General features: G+C 65.5%; 17 protein-coding genes and 1 tRNA gene. 8 read left to right on the top strand and 10 right to left on the bottom strand.

The window, feature by feature from the left end; translation table 11 throughout:
- Positions 1-19: 19 nt before the first annotated feature.
- Positions 20-466 carry a hypothetical protein gene (locus DF286_RS01905; protein ID WP_109269898.1) on the bottom strand — a complete coding sequence of 149 codons (447 nt, stop codon included), beginning with the start codon at positions 464-466 and terminating at the stop codon, positions 20-22.
- Between the two features lie 101 nt (positions 467-567).
- Here DF286_RS01905 and DF286_RS01900 point away from each other — a divergent pair, with 101 nt between their 5' ends.
- Positions 568-2,040, top strand: coding sequence for an FAD-binding oxidoreductase (locus DF286_RS01900; RefSeq protein ID WP_109269897.1), 1,473 nt, complete (start codon positions 568-570; stop codon positions 2,038-2,040).
- 61 nt (positions 2,041-2,101) lie between these two features.
- A complete protein-coding gene (locus DF286_RS01895) occupies positions 2,102-2,902 on the top strand; it encodes a SapC family protein (protein ID WP_109269896.1) in 801 nt (266 codons plus the stop codon).
- A gap of 209 nt (positions 2,903-3,111) precedes the next feature.
- On the opposite strand, the gene DF286_RS01890 is transcribed toward DF286_RS01895, so the two are convergent.
- On the bottom strand, positions 3,112-3,972 hold the full coding sequence (locus DF286_RS01890) for an N-formylglutamate amidohydrolase (RefSeq protein WP_109269895.1): 861 nt from the start codon (positions 3,970-3,972) through the stop codon (positions 3,112-3,114).
- Positions 3,973-4,127: 155 nt separating this feature from the next.
- Here DF286_RS01890 and cpdR point away from each other — a divergent pair, with 155 nt between their 5' ends.
- Positions 4,128-4,505, top strand: coding sequence for a cell cycle two-component system response regulator CpdR (cpdR, locus tag DF286_RS01885; protein WP_109269894.1), 378 nt, complete (start codon positions 4,128-4,130; stop codon positions 4,503-4,505).
- 74 nt (positions 4,506-4,579) lie between these two features.
- Here cpdR and DF286_RS15035 read toward each other — a convergent pair whose 3' ends face one another.
- Together DF286_RS15035 and katG are read right to left on the bottom strand one after the other, a co-directional pair.
- Entirely contained in the window at positions 4,580-4,750 is a 171-nt protein-coding gene (locus DF286_RS15035; RefSeq protein ID WP_158274594.1) for a hypothetical protein, read from the bottom strand.
- A gap of 181 nt (positions 4,751-4,931) precedes the next feature.
- Entirely contained in the window at positions 4,932-7,187 is a 2,256-nt protein-coding gene (katG, locus tag DF286_RS01875) for a catalase/peroxidase HPI (protein WP_109269892.1), read from the bottom strand.
- Between the two features lie 258 nt (positions 7,188-7,445).
- Here katG and DF286_RS01870 point away from each other — a divergent pair.
- Positions 7,446-7,520, top strand: a tRNA-Val gene (locus DF286_RS01870).
- A 242-nt stretch (positions 7,521-7,762) separates the two neighbouring features.
- On the opposite strand, the gene DF286_RS15535 is transcribed toward DF286_RS01870, so the two are convergent.
- Both DF286_RS15535 and DF286_RS15530 read right to left on the bottom strand, forming a co-directional pair.
- Positions 7,763-8,746: an MBL fold metallo-hydrolase RNA specificity domain-containing protein gene (locus DF286_RS15535; protein ID WP_341533225.1), complete on the bottom strand. Its 984-nt coding sequence runs from the start codon at positions 8,744-8,746 to the stop codon at positions 7,763-7,765.
- Positions 8,656-9,372: an MBL fold metallo-hydrolase gene (locus tag DF286_RS15530; protein WP_341533224.1), complete on the bottom strand. Its 717-nt coding sequence runs from the start codon at positions 9,370-9,372 to the stop codon at positions 8,656-8,658. Before DF286_RS15530 ends, DF286_RS15535 begins: the two co-directional genes overlap by 91 nt.
- A gap of 119 nt (positions 9,373-9,491) precedes the next feature.
- Here DF286_RS15530 and DF286_RS01860 point away from each other — a divergent pair, with 119 nt between their 5' ends.
- Entirely contained in the window at positions 9,492-10,460 is a 969-nt protein-coding gene (locus DF286_RS01860; RefSeq protein WP_341533223.1) for a L,D-transpeptidase, read from the top strand.
- Between the two features lie 45 nt (positions 10,461-10,505).
- Here DF286_RS01860 and DF286_RS01855 read toward each other — a convergent pair whose 3' ends face one another.
- The gene (locus DF286_RS01855) at positions 10,506-11,441 is read right to left on the bottom strand and encodes a universal stress protein (protein ID WP_158274593.1); all 936 of its coding nucleotides are present in this window, start codon (positions 11,439-11,441) and stop codon (positions 10,506-10,508) included.
- A gap of 65 nt (positions 11,442-11,506) precedes the next feature.
- Positions 11,507-13,723, bottom strand: a complete 2,217-nt coding sequence (locus DF286_RS01850; protein ID WP_109269890.1) for an adenosylcobalamin-dependent ribonucleoside-diphosphate reductase — start codon at positions 13,721-13,723, stop codon at positions 11,507-11,509.
- Between the two features lie 192 nt (positions 13,724-13,915).
- Between DF286_RS01850 and DF286_RS01845 the strand changes: the two genes are divergently transcribed.
- On the top strand, positions 13,916-14,368 hold the full coding sequence (locus DF286_RS01845) for a pseudoazurin (RefSeq protein WP_109269889.1): 453 nt from the start codon (positions 13,916-13,918) through the stop codon (positions 14,366-14,368).
- Positions 14,369-14,815: 447 nt separating this feature from the next.
- Here DF286_RS01845 and nirK read toward each other — a convergent pair whose 3' ends face one another.
- Together nirK and DF286_RS01835 are read right to left on the bottom strand one after the other, a co-directional pair.
- A complete protein-coding gene (nirK, locus tag DF286_RS01840) occupies positions 14,816-15,847 on the bottom strand; it encodes a copper-containing nitrite reductase (protein ID WP_109269888.1) in 1,032 nt (343 codons plus the stop codon).
- 87 nt (positions 15,848-15,934) lie between these two features.
- Entirely contained in the window at positions 15,935-16,660 is a 726-nt protein-coding gene (locus DF286_RS01835) for a cyclic nucleotide-binding domain-containing protein (protein WP_109269887.1), read from the bottom strand.
- A 15-nt stretch (positions 16,661-16,675) separates the two neighbouring features.
- Here DF286_RS01835 and DF286_RS01830 point away from each other — a divergent pair, with 15 nt between their 5' ends.
- Together DF286_RS01830 and hemA are read left to right on the top strand one after the other, a co-directional pair.
- Positions 16,676-17,296, top strand: coding sequence for a hypothetical protein (locus DF286_RS01830; protein ID WP_146193545.1), 621 nt, complete (start codon positions 16,676-16,678; stop codon positions 17,294-17,296).
- 8 nt (positions 17,297-17,304) lie between these two features.
- On the top strand, positions 17,305-18,543 hold the full coding sequence (gene hemA / locus DF286_RS01825; protein WP_109269885.1) for a 5-aminolevulinate synthase: 1,239 nt from the start codon (positions 17,305-17,307) through the stop codon (positions 18,541-18,543).
- The last annotated feature ends 15 nt before the right edge of the window (positions 18,544-18,558 follow it).

Raw genomic sequence — 18,558 nt, 5'->3', positions numbered from 1 at the left:
GGCAAATGTCAAGCGAACGTCAGTCCCGCGGCGCCGGACGGAGTCGCTTGAAGCTCTCGATCTCGCACTGGCCGCCCATGCGCGACCGGATCACGTCACGGTCGGCGCAGATCCGACCGTCGGGATGGGGGTTGATGTAAAAGCCGTAATAATAGTCCAGCGCCGGGCAGGCGTTTTCAAGCTTCGCCCGGACCCGGCTGCTGTCGCGCAACAGCAGGTCGACGCTGCTCTGGCCGAGCAGCGCGGCGCCGGCGATGGACTTGGCGGACACGCAGTCGGGACCGCGGCTTTCATGCCACTCCACGTCGGGCGGATCCGGGGCTTCGTCTCGGACGCGCACGGGGACGCGGACGATGATCTGCCGGCGGATGGACAGCTGGGCAAAGCGAATCGGTTCCTGCGCGCCGGCGGCATGGCCGCCGGCCACGTGCAGCAGCAGCAGCGCCGCGGTGCCGAGGTCGATCACTGCAGGGGCTCCATTGCTGCCGGCCATCCCCTCCTGCGCTTGAACATGCGATTAATTCTGCTCGCCCCCCCAAAGCTCCTTCACTATCGTGGCGGACCGTCATGTCCAATCCTCCCTCGCAATCGCTGCTGACAGAATTGAAGGATCGACTGGGGCTGAAGGGCTTTACCGCCGATCCTTCCGACCTCGCCCCTTGGCTGCAGGATTGGCGCGGCCGCTATCAGGGCGCGGCCGCCGCCATGCTCTCGCCGGCCACGACACAGCAAGTGTCCGACATCGTCCGCCTCTGCGCGGCCGAGGGCGTCCCGCTTGTCCCGCAGGGCGGCAATACGTCGATGGCGGGCGGCGCGACGCCGAGCGAGGCCGGCGATGCCCTGCTTCTTTCGACCCGGCGGATGAACCGGCTGAGGTCCATCTCCGCCGAGGCCAATGTGGCGGTCGCCGAAGCCGGCGTCATACTCGCGGACCTGCACGAGGCGGCGGCGGCGGTCGGGCGCCGTTTTCCCTTGTCGCTCGGCGCCAAGGGCTCGGCCACTATCGGAGGGCTTGTTTCGACGAATGCCGGCGGCACGCAGGTGCTGCGCTTCGGCACTATGCGCGCGCTCGTCGAGGGCATAGAGGCGGTGTTGCCGGACGGCTCGATCTTCGACAGCCTCGCGCCGCTCAAGAAGGACAATCGGGGCTACGACCTTCGCCAGCTGCTGATCGGCGCCGAAGGAACACTCGGAATCGTCACCGCCGCCAGCCTGAAGCTGGTGCCGGCGGTGGGCTCGCGTTCCGTCGCCTGGTGCGGGCTGGAATCGCCCGACAAGGCGCTGGCGCTGCTCCGCCTGCTCGACAATGCGGTGGGCGATGCCGTCGAAAGCTTCGAGCTGGTGCCGCGGCAGGCCCTCGATCTGGTCCTCCGCCATGTTGCCGGAACGCGTGCTCCGCTGGGAGGCAGCCATGGCTGGCATGTGCTGATCGAAGCGGTGGCACCGATGGTCGCTCCAAGTCCCGAGAAGGAGCTCGGACGGGCGCTCGGCGCGGCGCTGGAGATCGGCGTGATCGAGGATGCGATTATCGCTCAAAACGAAGCCCAGGCGGAGGCCCTGTGGCGCATTCGCGACAGCATCTCGGAAGCGGAGAAGAAGGACGGCCCGGCCGCCAAGCACGACGTTTCGGTCGAGGTTTCGGCCATGCCCGCCTTCATGATCGAGGCAACGGCGGCGGTGGAGCAACGCTTTCCCGGTACCCGGGTCATCGCCTTCGGGCACCTCGGTGACGGCAACGTCCATTTCAACGTGCGTGCGCCTGAAGGCGCCGACCAGGCCTGGGCTGTCGGCGAGGGTTCGGCGGTCACGGCGTTCGTCCACGATCTGGTCACCGCCGCCGGCGGCTCGATCTCCGCCGAGCATGGCATTGGCCAGATGCGCCTGGCCGAGCTCGCGCGGCTCGGAGACCCGACCCGGCTCGCCGCCATGCGCGCGATCAAGAAGGCGCTTGATCCCAAGGGCATAATGAATCCCGGAAAGCTCGTCCCGCCCATTGCGCGGGCTCAAGCAAGCCTTGCGCAATCGCCCCATCGCCAATAGACGGTGGCGGACACTGGCGGCCTGAAGCGGCTGCTTTCATCATCTCTCTCGGAGACCCGCTATGGCGAGCGCCGCGCCGACGAACCAATTGCCGCTCTTCTACAAGCAGCTCGAGCCGCTTTCGAGCAACCTGCATGCGACATTCAAGACCCACACCGCCGACAGCGCGCCGTTCCTCGCCAACGCGCACGCCATCCCGATCACCGTCGACGAGTTCGTGGCCTGCCAGCGCTATTATCCGATCGTCTTCTCCACGGGCGAGAATCCGGTGCCCCTGGCGCTGATGGGATTGAACGAAGGGGTTAATGTGTTCGTCGACGAGCAGGGCAAGCTGCTCAACGATGTCTATGTGCCGGCCTATATCCGCCGCTACCCGTTCATGCTGGCCCGCACTCGCCCGGATTCGGACGAGCTGTCGCTCTGCTTCGACGGCGAGAGCGGTCTCGTCCGCGAAGCCGAGGAGGGCAACGCGCTGTTCGAGGACGGCAAGCCGACCGCGACGACCAATGCGATCCTCAAATTCTGCGAGGATTTCGAGACCTCGGCGCATCGCACCAATGCCTTCGTCGCCGACATCAAGAAGGAAGGCCTGCTGATCGACGGCGAGGTTTCGATCTCGTCGAGCACCGGCCAAGCGACGCCCTTCATCTACCGGGGCTTCCAAATGGTCTCGGAGGAGAAGGTCCGCGACCTGCGCGGCGACGAGCTGCGCCGGATGAATCAGAGCGGGCTGCTGCCCCTCGTCATGGCCCATCTTTTCTCGCTGCCTCTCCTGCGCGAAATCTTCGCGCGGCAGGTTCAGCAGGGCAAGGGCCCGCAGGTCCCCGAAGGCACACTCGCGCCTGCACCGGCGAACGCCTGATCCTTTCAGGCGGATCGCGGGGCGTTCGCCACCGCATCAGAGCGTCCGTTCGTCGCGCGGCGACGGACGCTCTTGAAAGCTGCTAACCCCTTCCTATCTCTGGAAAGATGCGTCGCGGTATCCCCCCTTTGCCGCGGCGTGTTAGCGCCCAATCTGGGCGTTCCTCCCTGAACCTTGGCCACCTCGCCTCCCCCGGCGAGGTGGCTTTTTTATTCGGCAGCGATGCTTTGCGGCGCCTCTTGCGCCCGCGCCGAAAGCGCGGCGGCGACGGCCGCGATCATCCGCGCCGTCCGCTCGAAACCGGGGCCTGGGGAGCGTAGATCGGCCCCCAAATAGGTCGACCGGTCGATTTCCAGCTGCAGAGCATGGATGCCCCGGTCCGGCCGGCCATGACGGGCAGTGATGTATCCGCCCGCATAAGGGGCGTTGCGGACCGCGCTGAACCCTTCCGCTTCGGCCGCGGCGATCGCCGCCTCGAGCAAATCGAGCGCGATGCTGGCGCCGTGTCGGTCGCCGAACACCAGCTCGGCACTGCCTCTCGTGCGGTCCCGCGGCGGCATCGAATGGCAATCGAGCAGGATGGCGACGCCGAAGCGGTCGCGGGCATCCTCCAGAAGCTGCGCGAGCGCCTCATGATAGGGGCGGTGCACCGTGTCGATGCGCCGCGTCAGCTCGGCTCCGGTCATGCGCCCCAGCCAGATCGCGCCCGCCCCGCTGATCCGCGACGGGACAAGGCCAAGGCCGCCCCGCGTCCGTGCGGTGGCGAGAAGGGCACGCGGCGGCGGCGACACCATCGCGGCGTCCACTTCCCGTTCGTCGCGATTGAGGTCGATCTCGGCGCGCGGTACCTGCGCGACCAGCGCCGTCGAACCCTCGGCCACCGCCCGCCAGATCAGGCGGTCGACCAGCCGGTCCTCGAGCGTCTCCAATCTGTCGACGGGAAGGCGGGAGGCGCGGATTAGGTCCGGGGAATAGGCCCGCCCGGCATGGGGCACCGAAAGCACCACCGGTGAGGCAAGGATGCCGGGGCCGACGCGCAGGAACGGTGGCTCGTTGGGGGACTCGGCCATGACAACCGCTCATGGTAGCAGTGTCCCGGCGCGGCGCAATCGCCGAACGTCGGCAGGATAGACCCTCGCGATGGCTGGAAAATCTTAAGGCCTTCGGGCATAATCGAAAGATGCGGCGGCAATGGCGCGCGCCGCCAGCGAGCTGCGGAACACGGATGATCAGGATTCTTCTGGCCGAAGACGACGAGTCGATGCGCCTCTATCTGGCGCGGGCGCTCGAGAAGGTCGGCTATGAGGTCAAGGCGGTCGACCGTGGCACTGCCGCGCTGCCGCTGCTGGAGGCGGAAAGCTTCGACCTGCTTCTCACCGACATCGTCATGCCCGAGATGGACGGCATCGAGCTCGCCCAGCGCGCCGCGATCATCGCCCCCGACATGCGTGTCATGTTCATCACCGGCTTCGCCGCCGTGGCCCTGAAGGCCGGCAGCACGGCGCCGACGGCCAAGGTCCTCTCCAAGCCCTTCCACCTCAAGGATCTCGTCGCCGAGGTGGACCGCCTGTTCCAGACAGAAGACCAGCACGGGCGGCTGTAGCGTCTCGCCTCCGTTCGACGCCATTCCATAGACAGTTCAACCGCAGCCCGCCTTCGCGCGGCCCGCGCACGCATTCAGTCCAGGCCCAGGAGCCACCGGTCGAGGGCGACCGCCTGGATCCTGGCCCCGGGCAGCGTCCGGTTGAGGTTCGGGCGGTGGAGCATGATCCAATTGAGGCAGCTCAGCCGGCTGTCAAAAGGGCTGAACTCGTCACGGCTGACCCGTAGGGATTTGGTATCCACCATGAAGCGCGCGCCTCTCCGGCAGCCCGGGGCACCCGCCCAGTTGGGGGCAGGGGAAACGACCGCCGGCACCCAGTAGGTCCGGGTCGGATCCAGTCGATCGACTTCGCACCGGCGCATCGGTCATTCCTCTCCCGCGACGCGATCGGGCGTCGCGGCGCCGAAGCGGCGCGACGGGCGCATATTAGCTCATGGCGGGTTGCCGCGCCATCGGAGCCAGGTCGAAGCGGTCGGCGTTCATGACCTTGCACCAGGCCTTGATGAAGTCGTCCACGAACGTCTCCTCCGCGTCTTCGGCCGCATAGACTTCCGAAAGCGCCCTCAGCTGCGAATTGGAGCCGAAGACGAGATCGGTGCGCGTCGCCGTCCATTTCGGCTCGTCCGTCCGCCGGCAGGTGCCGACGAAGACCTCGTCGCCGCTCTCGTCCACATTCTTCCAGGCCGTTCCCATATCGAGCAGGTTCACGAAGAAGTCCCGGGTGAGCTGGCCCGGCCGGTCGGTGAGGACGCCATGCTCTGAGCCGCCATGATTGGCGCCGAGAACCCTGAGGCCGCCGACGAGCACGGTCATCTCCGGCGCGCTGAGGCCGAGAAGCTGGGCACGATCCACTATCAGTTCCTCGGTCGGGACGGTGAACCGGACCTGGAGATAGTTGCGGAAGCCGTCCACCTTCGGTTCCAGTGGCTTGAAACTCTCTGCATCGGTCTGCTCGGCCGTGGCATCCGTGCGTCCCGGTGCGAAAGGCACCTCGACGTCGCGCCCCGCTGCCCGGGCGGCCTTTTCGATCGCCGCCGAGCCGCCGAGCACGATGAGGTCGGCGAGGCTCACCATCTTGCCGCCATCGGCCGATCGGTCGAAGTCCGCCTTGATGCCTTCCAAGACGCCGATAACGCGGGCGAGCTGCTCGGGCTGGTTGACGTCCCAGTCCTTCTGCGGGGCGAGACGGATGCGCGCGCCGTTGGCGCCGCCTCTCTTGTCCGAGCCGCGGAAGGTCGCGGCCGAGGCCCAGGCCGTCTGCACCAGTTCGGAAACCGTCAGGCCCGAGTCCAATATCCTCCGCTTGAGCTCGGCGATGTCCGCTTGCTCGACGAGCGGGTGATCGACGGGCGGGACCGGGTCCTGCCAGATGAGGTCCTCGTCCGGCACTTCCGGGCCGAGGTAGCGGACCTTCGGCCCCATGTCGCGGTGGGTGAGCTTGAACCAGGCGCGGGCGAAGGCATCGGCGAACGCTTCCGGGTTGTCGCGGAAGCGCTCCGCGATCTTCCGGTATTCCGGGTCCATCTTGAACGCCATGTCGGCGGTCGTCATCATCGTCGGCACGCGCCGGTCTGGGCTGTGCGCCCCCGGCGCCAAGTCATCCGGGGCGGCGTCCCTGGGCTGCCATTGCCAGGCGCCGGCCGGGCTCTTCACCAACTCATAGTCATAATCGAGGAGCATGTGGAAAAAGCTCATGTCCCAGCGGGTGGGCGTGGGCGTCCAGGCACCTTCGAGGCCGCTGGTGATCGTGTCGTCGGCCATGCCGCAGCCGTGGGTGCAGGTCCAGCCGAGGCCCTGCTGGGCGATGTCGGCCCCCTCCGGTTCGGCGCCGACCTTGTTGGCGTCACCCGCACCGTGGCACTTGCCGAAGGTGTGGCCGCCGGCCGTCAGGGCGAGCGTCTCCTCGTCGTTCATAGCCATCCGAGCGAAGGTCTCGCGGATGTCGCGGGCCGACTGCAGCGGATCGGGATTGCCGCCCGGCCCCTCCGGGTTGACGTAGATGAGGCCCATCTGGATCGCGGCGAGCGGCTCCTCCAGCGCCATCTGCTTTTCCGGCTGGATGCGGGTCTCGTTACCTTCATGGCCGACCCAATATTCCTCGGTGCCCCAATAGATGTCCTTCAGCGGTTCCCAGACGTCCTCGCGGCCGCCGCCGAAGCCGAAGATCGGCCCGCCCATCGATTCGATGGCGACGTTGCCGGCCATGATCATCAGATCGGCCCAGCTCAGTTTCCGCCCATATTTCTGCTTGATCGGCCAAAGCAGGCGGCGCGCCTTGTCGAGATTGGCATTGTCCGGCCAACTGTTGAGCGGGGCGAACCTTTGCCCGCCGGAGGAGGCGCCGCCGCGGCCGTCGCCGATGCGGTAGGTGCCGGCGCTGTGCCAGGCCATGCGGATGAAGAAGGGGCCGTAATGGCCATAGTCCGCCGGCCACCAGGGCTGGCTCTCGGTCATAAGCGCCTGGAGGTCGCGCTTGACCGCATCATAGTCGAGCGACTTGAATGCCTCGGCATAGTTGAAGGCTTCGCCCATCGGGTTCGGCGAGCCGGCGCCGTTCTGATGGAGGATATCCAGCGAAAGCTGGTTTGGCCACCAGTCGCGATTGGTTCGTCCCAGCAGGGACCTCAATGCGATCGGTTCCTTCGACGGATCGCTTATCGGGCTGCTCGTCTTTGCATCCATTTCCTGATCCTCTCCTCGTCGATGTTTTTGAGGAAAAATTAAGCCTCCCGCGGCGGCGACGGAAACGAGTTAAGTTCGTCAGGGAGAACTGGAAAATCGATCAGCCGCCGCGTCCTGATCTTCGCCTGCCGCACCCGATAGACGGGCAGCGGGAGCCGGCCGGCCAATCCCTGGTCCGGCGCGTGCAAACAGACTTATGGACAACGCATCAAGCGGGCTTGCACCGCGGCGAAGGCGTCGCTACATGCCGCCCGCAGTGGGCGTGTAGCTCAGTGGTAGAGCACTGTGTTGACATCGCAGGGGTCGCAAGTTCAATCCTTGCCACGCCCACCATTCAAAGCCCCAGAAATCTTCGGATTTCAGGGGCTTTTGTTTTGCCGGACGTGGCGGCTTTCCGCAAAGTCCGGTGAAATCCGGTGAAGCAGTTTTCGCGGATCCGAACGGACACGGAACAGCTAGTCTCAATCGATTGCCGAAACCCCAGCGAGCCGGAGGAACCGGTGTCTCCGGGGAAAATGGCGCGCCGCTCGCTATCTAAATCATGGACAAGCTCCCGCCCCGGCAGGGAGCGGGCGTCACCCTTGCCGGACAGGGCTTGATCGGCGCTTCTCCTTATGCGCCCGAAAGCCGTCCAGCACCTCGCGCATGCGCTCGATCGCCTCGCGCCGGGCGCGCTTGTCCTCGATGGCCTGCAACTCGCGTTTCAGGTTGACTGCGAAGCGGGCATAGTCGTTCTGCCAGTCGTCACTGAGCGCTTCATGCAGGTCGACCCGGCCGGTTTGCGTTCGCTTCGCCGCCTCTCCGGCGGGCAGCGCATAGCGTTCCCCAATCTCGGGTGCCACGATCCTGGCGGGCGAGCCTCGCGACTGCAGCTCCCGCCGCAGGGTCTCTATCGCCTGGCTTTCGCCATGGGTGAGGAAGATCGTTCCCGCAATGGGTTCCCGGGCGGCAAGCCAGGCCAATATGTCGTCGCGATCCCCATGGGCGGAGTAGCTGTCGATCCGGCGCACCTGCGCCCGTACTGCGACATCGTGGCCGGAAATCCGGACTCGGCTGGCACCGTCGAGAATGGCGCGGCCGAGCGTCCCCGCGGCCTGGAAGCCGACGAAAAGCACTGTGGATTCACGGCGTGGAAGATTGTGGCGCAGATGATGGCGGATGCGCCCCGCCTCACACATTCCGGACGCGGCCATGATGATCGCGCCGGACAGGCTGTTGAGCCGCATCGAGTGGGCGGCGTCCTCGACATAATGAAAGCCGGGGCGGCGGAAGACCTCGCCGGATCCCAGATCCTCCAGCTCCTTCTGGTGCTTGGCGAAAACTTCGGTCGCGCGAATGGCCAGCGGCGAGTCGATGAAGACTTGGCTATGCTTGAGGCGACCGCTGTTGATGAGGGTCGCGATGTCGAGCAGCAGCTCCTGCGTTCGCTCGAGCGCGAAGACCGGAATGACCAGGTTGCCGCCTCGCGTCAGGGCCGCCTTGATCTCCGACTCAAGGATGGAGCGGCGCTCCTCGATGCTGACCTCGTCGCGAAACGGTCGCCATAGGTGCTCTCGCACACGACATGGTCAATTCCCGAGGGGCCCTCCGGGTCCGGGTGGAAGGCCTTGTGCTCGGGGCCGATGTCTCCGGAGAAGAACAGACGCGTGCCCGCGACCTCCAGCTCGACCGAGGCGGAGCCGAGGATGTGGCCGGCATTCCACAGGCGGGCCTTGAGGGCTGGCGCCGGCTCGAACGATGTGTCGAGCGGAGCACTCCGGCACTGGCGCCAGGCGGCGAGAGCGTCCGCTTCCGTATAGATCGGTTCGACCGGCTCTTCGTCCGCCCGATCGGCGCGTCGGTTCCGGCGCTCCGCCTCGCTTTCCTGGATCCTGCCCGCATCGGGTAGCATGTGTCCCAAAAGATCCTTGGTGGGGCCCGTGCACCAAATAGGCCCCCGGTAGCCGTCCCGGACAAGCTTCGGCAGCAGGCCGGAATGATCGATATGAGCGTGGGTCAGGATGACGGCGTCTAGGGAGCGCGCATCGAACGGGAACGGTTCACGATTGAGTGTCTCGAGCGTTCGCGATCCCTGGAAAAGCCCGCAGTCGATGAGAAGGCGGCGTTGGCCGGAAATCACCTCCATGCACGAGCCGGTGACAGTACGCGCGGCGCCATGGAAGGCGAGGGTCGGCAGGTGATCCACAATGCTCCTCCGGTCTCTCGACATGCCAGCCGCTTCTTCTGTCTGCATCCGTAGCTTTCCCGAGTGGTGGGAGAACAGGGCCGATGCTAGCCGCCCCTGATCGGGAGGAATAGGAAACAATGAAGATGCGTCCCCTTCTCGCAATATCGCTTTTGGCGGTGACCGTTGCGCCAGGCTGGGCAGGAGCCGCTGCGGCAGAGCCTGGACGAAGCTCCGGAGCCATCATGGCAACGGTGGAAAGGCTGAAGCCGGGAGAGTTCCTGTGGCTCCCCCAAGTCGCTCCCGAGGGGCCCGTCCTCGTAATGGTAAGCCTCGCGACCCAGAGAGCCGTCGTTTACCGCAACGGCGTTCCCATCGGCGTGTCCACCATTTCCAGCGGGAAGGATGGGCACGAGACACCGACGGGCATATTCACCATCCTCCAGCGCAAGGTGGACCATAAGTCCAACCTCTATAACGATGCGCCAATGCCCTACATGCAGCGGCTTACCTGGGACGGCATCGCCCTTCATGCCGGAACCCTGCCGGGATACCCCGCGTCACATGGATGCATTCGTCTCCCGCTGGAGTTCGCCAAGCGGCTGTACGGCGTGACGAAGCTCGGGCTCACCGTCGTGGTGACCGATGAGCCCTCATTGCCGCGGGTGACTCCCACTCCGGATATCCTGGCGAGTGACGAAGGCGCGCTCCGGAAGGCGGCGGCCGGGCAAATCGTCTGGGAGCCAGAGGCTTCGCCGTCGGGACCGGTCTCGATTATCGTCAGCGCCGCCGATCGTCTGGTGATCGTCCTGCGCAACGGCAAGGAGATCGGCTCTGCGCCTGTCGAAATACGTGCCGCCATTCGAGGCACCTCCGCTTACAGCCTACAGCAGCCTGGAGCGGCCGACGCTCGTTGGCTGCGCCTCGCCTTGCCCGGCGCGCCTGCCGCGCCGGACGGGGAGCGGCTGCCAGGCAAAATCGTGGTCGACGAGGGTTTCAAGCAGGCGGTGCTGTCAGTGGTGCGCCCTGGCACGACCGTCGTCGTGACGGCCGACTCGCTTCACCGTGGCGAAGGCATCGAACTGGAGCTGGCGGAGCCGCACTCCTGAGACGCTGCGTGGAAGTGAGGGCGCCTCGAGGCGGGCGAGGCCTCCCTATAGCGCATCCTTCGGCACCAGCATGACGTCGCACGACAGCGATTCCAGCAGCACCTTGGCGTTGTTGCCGATGGTCGCCGCGACAAATCCGCTTTTGCCATGAGCGCCGATCACCGCGAGATCCGCTTCCACCGATCGAGCAAGGCCGCTGATCACCGGTGCCGTCTCGCCATAATCCAGGTGGAAGTCGATGCGGTCGCGCACATCCGCCGGCACGTGCAGAAAGTGCAAGAAATCGTCCAGCTCCTCGGCGATCCTGGCCTGGAGCGCCGGTGCCTGGGCTTCTCTTCCCAGCACGGGCTCGAAGGGAACATGATAGGCATGGGCCAGGTTCAAGGCCGCCTCAGGGAAGAACTGGACAGCCAGCTCGAGGGCCGTGGCAGAGCCGTTCGAGAAATCCGTTGCGATGAGGAGGCTACGGTAGTCGGACCGGGGCTTCTCCTTGACGACGAGCACCGGCACATGGCTGCGGCGCACCAGCCTGTCGACAGTCGTGCCCAGGATGAAGTCGCCAAGCTCGTCGTAACGGGCGACGCCTGTTACGATCAGGCCAGCCTCCACCTCCTCGGCGACCTTGGCTATTGTCGCTGCGACCCGCCCGCGCGTGATCCTGGTTTCAACATTTACCCCTGAGCCGTCGGCTTGGGTGCGCAGCTTGTTCGTGATCCGGGCTTCCTCGACTTCTCGCTCCTCGTCGGTGAGATCCGTGTGGGGAGGCTCGAGGACGTGTAGGAGGACGAGTTTCGATCGCCAGTGGCGGGCTAGGCCCAGCGCCCTTTCGAGGGGACGGTCGCAGCGACCGCTGAAGTCGGTCGCGAAGAGAATGGGATTGGGAAAACCAGTCATGCCTTTCTTGATCCAACCTAGCTGCCGGCTTGCACGATGCGTGGGAGCGGGGGCGTCCTGACGCACGCCGCGGTCCCGCACGATCATGCCATCATGGCCCGGGAGTGCATAGCGTTGCTCGCACTCCCTCGCGCGGAGCCGCGCCCGAGCCTTCACCCGCATTTCGAATAGCCGCAGTCGAGGCAATTGTTGCAGCCTTCGACCTTGATCAGCGACGCCGCGCCGCATTGCGGGCAAGGCTGGGTGCCGATCGCCATCGCCTGCGGCCGCGCCTCGGGCATCAGCGAGGGCTCCGAGTCCAGCCCGGCCATGTGGCGTTCGATGATCCCGCCGATCGCCGCTAGCAGCGACGGCACGTAACGCCCCTGCATCCAGGCGCCGCCGCGCGGATCGAACACCGCCTTCAGCTCCTCGGGCACGAAGGAGACGTCGCCGCCGCGCCGGAATACCGCCGATATCATTCGGGTGAGACCGAGCGTCCAGGCATAATGCTCCATATTCTTGGAGTTGACGAAGACCTCGAACGGTCGTCGCTGACCGCCGTCGATCGCATCATTGATGGTGACGTAGACGGCGTGCGCACTGTCCGGCCATTTGAGTTTGTAGGTCGTGCCGTGCAGCACCTCCTCGCGAGGCTGGAGCACGATCTCGCTGCGGACGGGAAGGGGCTTTTCCGGTGCGGTACTCAGCACCGATCCCGTCACGGGGTTCGGGCGGTAGGTGGTGAGACCCTTGCAGCCCAGATGATAGCCCTCGACATAGACATCGGCGAAGGCTTCGAAGCTGATGTCCTCCGGGCAGTTGACGGTCTTGGAGATGGAGCTGTCGACCAGCGCCTGCGCCGCCGCCTGCATGGTGAGATGGTCGGACGGCGTCAGAGTCTGGGCGCTGACGAAGAGATCCGCGGGCGGCGCTTCGTCGCCCCGCAGGCGACGCCAGACCTGCATCGCATAATCCTCGACCGCTTCCTCGCGGGTCGAGCCGTCGGGCTGGCGGATTCGCCGCGTATAGGAATAGGCGAAGACCGGCTCGACGCCCGATGAGACGTTGCCGGCAATGAGCGACGTCGTCCCGGTCGGCGCGATCGAGGTGAGGCAGCCGTTGCGAAGGCCATGCTCGGCGATCAGCTCGCGCGTCTCCTCGTCGAGGTCGACAAGGTTGGGCTGATCGAGAATCGCAGAGTCGTAGAGAGGGAAAGGCCCTTTTTCCGCGGCCAATTCTGCCGAGGCGCGATAGGCCTCGCAGCGAATGATCTCGAGCCAGCGCCGGGTGAGCGCGACGGCCTGGCCGGTGCCGTAGGCGACGCCGCAAAAGAGGAGTGCATCGGCGAGCCCGGTGATGCCGAGGCCGAGACGTCGCTTCGCCTTCGCTTCCGCCTCCTGCTGGTGAAGCGGATAGCCCGAGATATCGATGACGTTGTCGAGCATCCGAATGGCGGTGCGGGTGAGGGTGCCGAGCAGCTCCTCGTCCAGCACGGCATGGTCCCCGAAGGGATCGTTGACCAGCCGCGCGAGGTTGATCGAGCCCAAGAGGCAGGCGCCGTACGGCGGCAGCATCTGTTCGCCGCACGGATTGCTGGCGCTGATCGTCTCGCAATAACCGAGATTGTTCATTCGGTTGACGCGATCGACGAAGATCACGCCCGGCTCGGCCGTGTCGTAGGTCGAGCGCATCAGCTTGTCCCACAGCCCTCTCGCGCGGACGCTCCGGCGGGTCCCGCCTTCGAAGACTAGCGGCCAGTCGCCGTCGGCGGCGAGGGTTTTCATGAAATCGTCGGTGACGAGGACCGACAGGTTGAAGTTACGGAAGCGGGCGGGATCGCGCTTGGCCTCGATGAAGGCCTCGATGTCGGGATGGTCGATGCGCAGGCATCCCATCATGGCCCCGCGCCGTTGACCGGCCGACTGAACGGTGCGGCACATTGCGTCCCAGCAGTCCATAAAGGTAAGCGGCCCTGAAGCATCCGCGCCGACTCCCTTCACTAGACTTCCAGAAGGCCGGATGGTCGAGAAATCCATGCCGACGCCGCCGCCCTGCTGCATGGTGAGAGCGGCTTCGCTGAGGTGGGCGAATATCCCCTCGAGGCTGTCGGGGATCGTCCCCATCACGAAGCAGTTGAACAGCGTCACCTTGCGGTCGGTCCCGGCCCCGGCGAGGATGCGGCCGGCGGGGATGAAGCGGAAATCCGAAAGGGCGTCGGCGAAGCGCTCCCGCCACAAGGCGCGGACCTCGGGCGCCTCTGCCTCCGCCACGGCGGCGGCGACTCTCGCGATCGTCGCGGCATAATCTTCGTCGCCGGTGCCGTCGTTTGTCCTGAACCGGTATTTCGCCGCCCAGATTTCCTCCGCCAGCGCATTTTCGAAGCCCATGAGCCTGCCTCCCCTAAACTAGATGTTGTAGGAAGCTTGGGTATTCGGCCACGAAGGGTGGGGATTTGATCTGCCTCAAATCTACCATCGACTTGGCCGGATTGATCCAGCGCAAGGGTGTCGCCGCGAGGCTGCCCTAACAGATTCCCATCCGGGCGGCGGTTCCCGCCCAAGTTGGATGGAGACTTCGAAATGCGTATTCCCAGCCTTCTCGTCGGCGCAGTGGCCGCGGTCGCGATGGCAAGCCCCGCCATGGCGGCCGATCACGTCGTCAAGATGCTCAACAAGGGCAAGGCCGGCATGATGGTGTTCGAGCCGGCGCTGGTGAAGGTCGCCCCCGGCGACACCGTCACCTTCGTGCCGACTGATAAGAGCCACAATGCCGAGAGCATTGCCGGCATGATCCCGGCGGGCGCGCAGCCCTTCAAGGGCAAGATGAACCAGCCGATCAAAGTCACCTTCAGCAAGCCCGGCGTCTATGGCTATAAATGCCTGCCGCACTACGGGATGGGGATGGTCGGGGTTGTGGTGGTCGGCGATGCCGGCAACCTCCCGGCCGCCCAGAAGGTGAGCCACCCCGGCAAGGCCAAGCAGGTCTTCACCGGCCTTCTCAACAAGACCAAGGTTCAGACCGCGGCCCGATAATCCTGGCTCCCGCCGTGGTCCAAGGGCGCCGACACTCCCAGGTCGGCGCCCTTTCTTATGTCAGCAGCTGGTCCGTGTCCCCCGGATGCGCCGTTTCGCGCCACCACGCTTGAGTGGCGCCGACCCGAAGTTCCAGAATGAGAGCTGGAGGAACTGGAACGGCCTTCCTCAAGGGAAACGGGCCGGACCGCTGAACGGCGGGCGCCAAGGTGCCGCGACCCCAGGGCAACATCGTGCATTCGCGAAGAGTGGTGTTCGGCAGGCGCTTTGTGGGCGGCAACCCCGGCAAGCGTTTCCGGTGGATATTGCGAACATCGCCGTCCCGGCATCGGGTACCTGCGCGTCGATCCGACCCTACGACTCGAGCGGCTCAGCCAAGCTGGGGTGGTCGAACGGACAAGGGCGGCGAGGATAGTCTCCTCGCCGCCCTTGTCTGCCGTTACGGGATCAATGCCCCATCTCTTCCCCGGAAGGATCGTCTTCCTGGTGGGACTTGAAGAGATCGGCGCGCTCGTCGCCATCGACGACCAGCAGCGCCTTCAGGCCCCGCTCCATGCGGGACAGCGCATGGTCGACCAGGACGAAGCGGCCGGGCACGTCCAGCTTGAACTCCGTCACCGCAGCGCCGCCGGGCGGGACGGTGATGGTCTGCACGTCCGTCATTGGCGCGGAGGTGATCGACGCCAAGGGGTAGGCGCGGTCGAATATCTCACCGATCACGTGAAAGCTCGACGTCTTGTTGGGACCGCCGACGCCGAAGAAGACGCGAACCGTCTCGCCCACCTTCGCCTGGAGCGGCTTCTTGATGAGCCCGTCGGCCGCTCCGTTGAAAACGTAATATTCAGGCTGCTCCGCAAGCAGCTTGTCGATGCTTTCGGTGAGCGCGCCTTCGCTGCCATGCGCCTCTTCGGTATAGATTTCGCCCTGCATGACGTAGAATTCGCGGTCGACGGCAGGGAGGCCCTCCTCGGGCTCGACCAGGATCATGCCGTACATGCCGTTGGCGATGTGCTGCGCCACCATCGGCGCCGCGCAATGATAGACATAGAGGCCGGGCGCGAGCGCCTTGAAGGTGAAGCCCTTGCTTTCCCCGGGCGCGGCCATGGTCGCGGCCGCGCCGCCGCCGGGACCGGTGACGGCGTGGAAGTCGACATTGTGCATGATCGCGCTGTCGTCGGCATTCTTCATCCGCACCTCGACGGTGTCGCCGACGCGCACGCGGACGAAGGGCCCCGGCACCTTCCCGTTGAAGGTCCAGTAGTGATAAGTGGAGCCGTCCGCGAGCTGGCCGGTGACTTCGACCGTCTCCAGGTCGACCTTGACGGTCTGGGGCCCGCGCCGAGTCAGCGGCCCGGGTAGATCGCTTGCCTCTCGAACGATGTCGGCTACGGCGGCGGGCGCGTGATCGTGGGCTTTGTCAGCCCATGCGGGGCCCGCTAACAGGGCGGCGCCGGCGAGGAACAGGGGTAAGCGTTTCATCGCAACATCTCTTTCCTACGTGAAGGATAACAGTGATTTAGAGCCGAGTTTTTCAACTGGAATTGAGCAGGATCAATTCGCGCCGGCTTAGCCTTCGGCCAGTGCCTCCAGCCGCGCCTTTTCGAGCAGCCGTACCGAATGGGTGCCGGTCAGCTGGATGAGGCGCGCCGCCTTGAGCGCGCTGAGCTCCCGGCTCACCGTCTCGATCCTGAGGCCTAGATAATCGGCGATGTCGGAACGGCTCATGGGAAGGTGCACCTCGTCGGCCAGGCCTCCGTCCATGCGGCATCGGCTGCCAAGCATCAGCAGGAACGACACGACCCGTTCGGTGGCGGTCTTGCGCCCAAGCAGCACCAGCTGCTGCCGCGTCGCGGCCAGCTCGTGGGCGACGAGGGCGTAAAGGCGCCGCTCCATCAGGGGATGCTCATCGAGATAGGTCTCGAATTTCGGCCGCGAAAAGCGGCATAGCTCCGAGGCGGTGATCGCCTCGGCGGTGAAGGCGTGCTCGTCCTCCATCGTGATCCCGAGGAAATTGCCGGGAAAGATGAAACCGGCGATCTGGCGTCGCCCGTCCGGCAACAGCTTCGACAGCCTTAGCGTCCCGGAGGTGAGGGTGTAGACGCTGTCGGCCGGATCTCCCTCGAAGAAGATGGTGGCGCCGGCGTCATAGCGGACCGTCGCTCCCGTCTGCTTATACGCCCGCAGCTCCTCGTTATCGAGAATGCCGCACAGGGATATCTCACGCACGGTGCAGCCGAAACAGGGGTGCCCCGTGTCGAGGTCGGGTTTCAGGTCCAGGGTTGCGGTGGCCATGGCTCGCTCTTGCTTGTGAGGCAGATCAAGGATCGATCCGCCGTTTACGTCCACAAGAGCGACTACAGCTTTTCAAATGTGCGGACGATGCAGGAATATACCTTAGCGGAACATACCGTAGTTGACATCGAAGAGGACGGGCTCGGGCCGGTCTATCCACTGGTGCGGGCGGCGATGCCGGACGTGTCGCTGGAGCAGTGGCTTGCCTATGGAAGCGGCCTAGGCGGCTCCGGCGGCGTGCTCGGCCTCAGCGGGCCGGATGGATCCCTCTTCGGCTTCGCCACCTATGAGGTGAGGATCGCTCTGAAGCATGGCCGAATACTCCATGTCGATCATTTCGTCATTTTCGAGTTGAGCGGCGCCGGGGCGGCGCGGCGCGCTCTACAGAATGCTTTGGAGGCGCTGGCACGCGCACGCGGGTGCGGATCGATCGAGCTGCGGACGAGCCGTCGAGCCTATGTCGATAATGGAAGGGCAGGGGTCTGGACCGGCCTCGGTTACGCGCTGGACGGCGCCTTCTTCGTGAAGACTCTTGCCGCCGCCGTAGCCCTCGACAAAGGGCGACCTGCCGGCAAGCGAGGAGCGGGCACCTCCGTAAAAGCCCGGAGTGGCGCCGTTCCGGCAATTGCGGTCTAGCGGAGGGCATGTTTGCACTTGAGACCGCCTCACCCGACTACGACCGCATCTTCGCGCAGGCCATCGATCGGCTGCATGCCGAGGGCCGGTATCGCGTATTCATCGACATATTGCGCAACCGCGGCTCCTTTCCGGACGCGCGCTGCTTTGCCGGGCATAACGGGCCGAAGCCGATCACGGTGTGGTGCTCGAACGACTATCTGGCCATGGGCCAGCATCCTTCTGTGATCGCGGCGATGGAGGAGGCGCTGCACGATGTCGGCGCCGGCGCCGGCGGCACCCGCAACATCTCGGGCAACACCCATTATCATGTCGAGCTGGAGGCCGAGCTTGCCGACCTGCACGGCAAGGAAGCCGGGCTCATCTTCACCTCGGGCTACATCTCGAACGAGGCGACGCTGTCGACCATCGGCAAGCTGCTCCCCGGCTGCGTCATCTTCTCCGACGAACTCAACCACGCCTCGATGATCGCCGGCATCCGCAACTCGGGCTGCGAGAAGCGGGTGTTCCGCCACAACGACGTCGCTCACCTAGAGGAACTGCTCGCCGCCACGCCGGCGGAGCTGCCCAAGCTCATCGCGTTCGAGAGCGTCTATTCGATGGACGGCGACATCGGCCCGATCGAGGCGATCTGCGACCTCGCCGACAAATACAACGCCATCACCTATCTCGACGAGGTCCACGCCGTCGGCATGTACGGCGCGCGGGGCGGCGGCATCTCGGAGCGCGACGGCCTCGCCCACCGCCTCACCATCATCGAGGGCACCTTGGGCAAGGCGTTCGGCGTGATGGGCGGCTATATCACGGCCGACAAGAACATCGTCGACGTGGTCAGGAGCTATGCGCCCGGCTTCATCTTCACCACCTCGCTGTCGCCGGTGCTGGTCGCGGGCGCGCTCGCCAGCGTCAAGCACTTGAAGCAGTCCTCGGCGGAGCGCGAGGGCCAGCAGGCCGCCGCCGCCAGGCTCAAGGCGATCTTCGCCGAGGCGCACCTGCCGGTGATGAACTCGACCACCCACATCGTGCCGCTGATGGTCGGCGATCCCGTCAAGGCCAAGCGGATCAGCGACATCCTGCTCGCCGAATATGGCGTCTACGTCCAGCCGATCAATTTCCCCACCGTCCCGCGCGGCACCGAGCGCCTGAGGTTCACGCCCGGCCCGGCCCACACCGAAGCGATGATGAGCGACCTCGCCAGCGCGCTGGTCGAAATCTGGGACCGGATCGAATTGAAACTGGCGGCCTGACCCGACATGATTGCT

The sequence above is a fragment of the Sphingosinicella humi genome, assembly GCF_003129465.1.
GTDB lineage: Bacteria > Pseudomonadota > Alphaproteobacteria > Sphingomonadales > Sphingomonadaceae > Allosphingosinicella > Allosphingosinicella humi.
The sequence above is the reverse complement of the archived record's forward strand: the minus strand, read 5'-3'. Positions and strand labels throughout refer to the sequence as shown.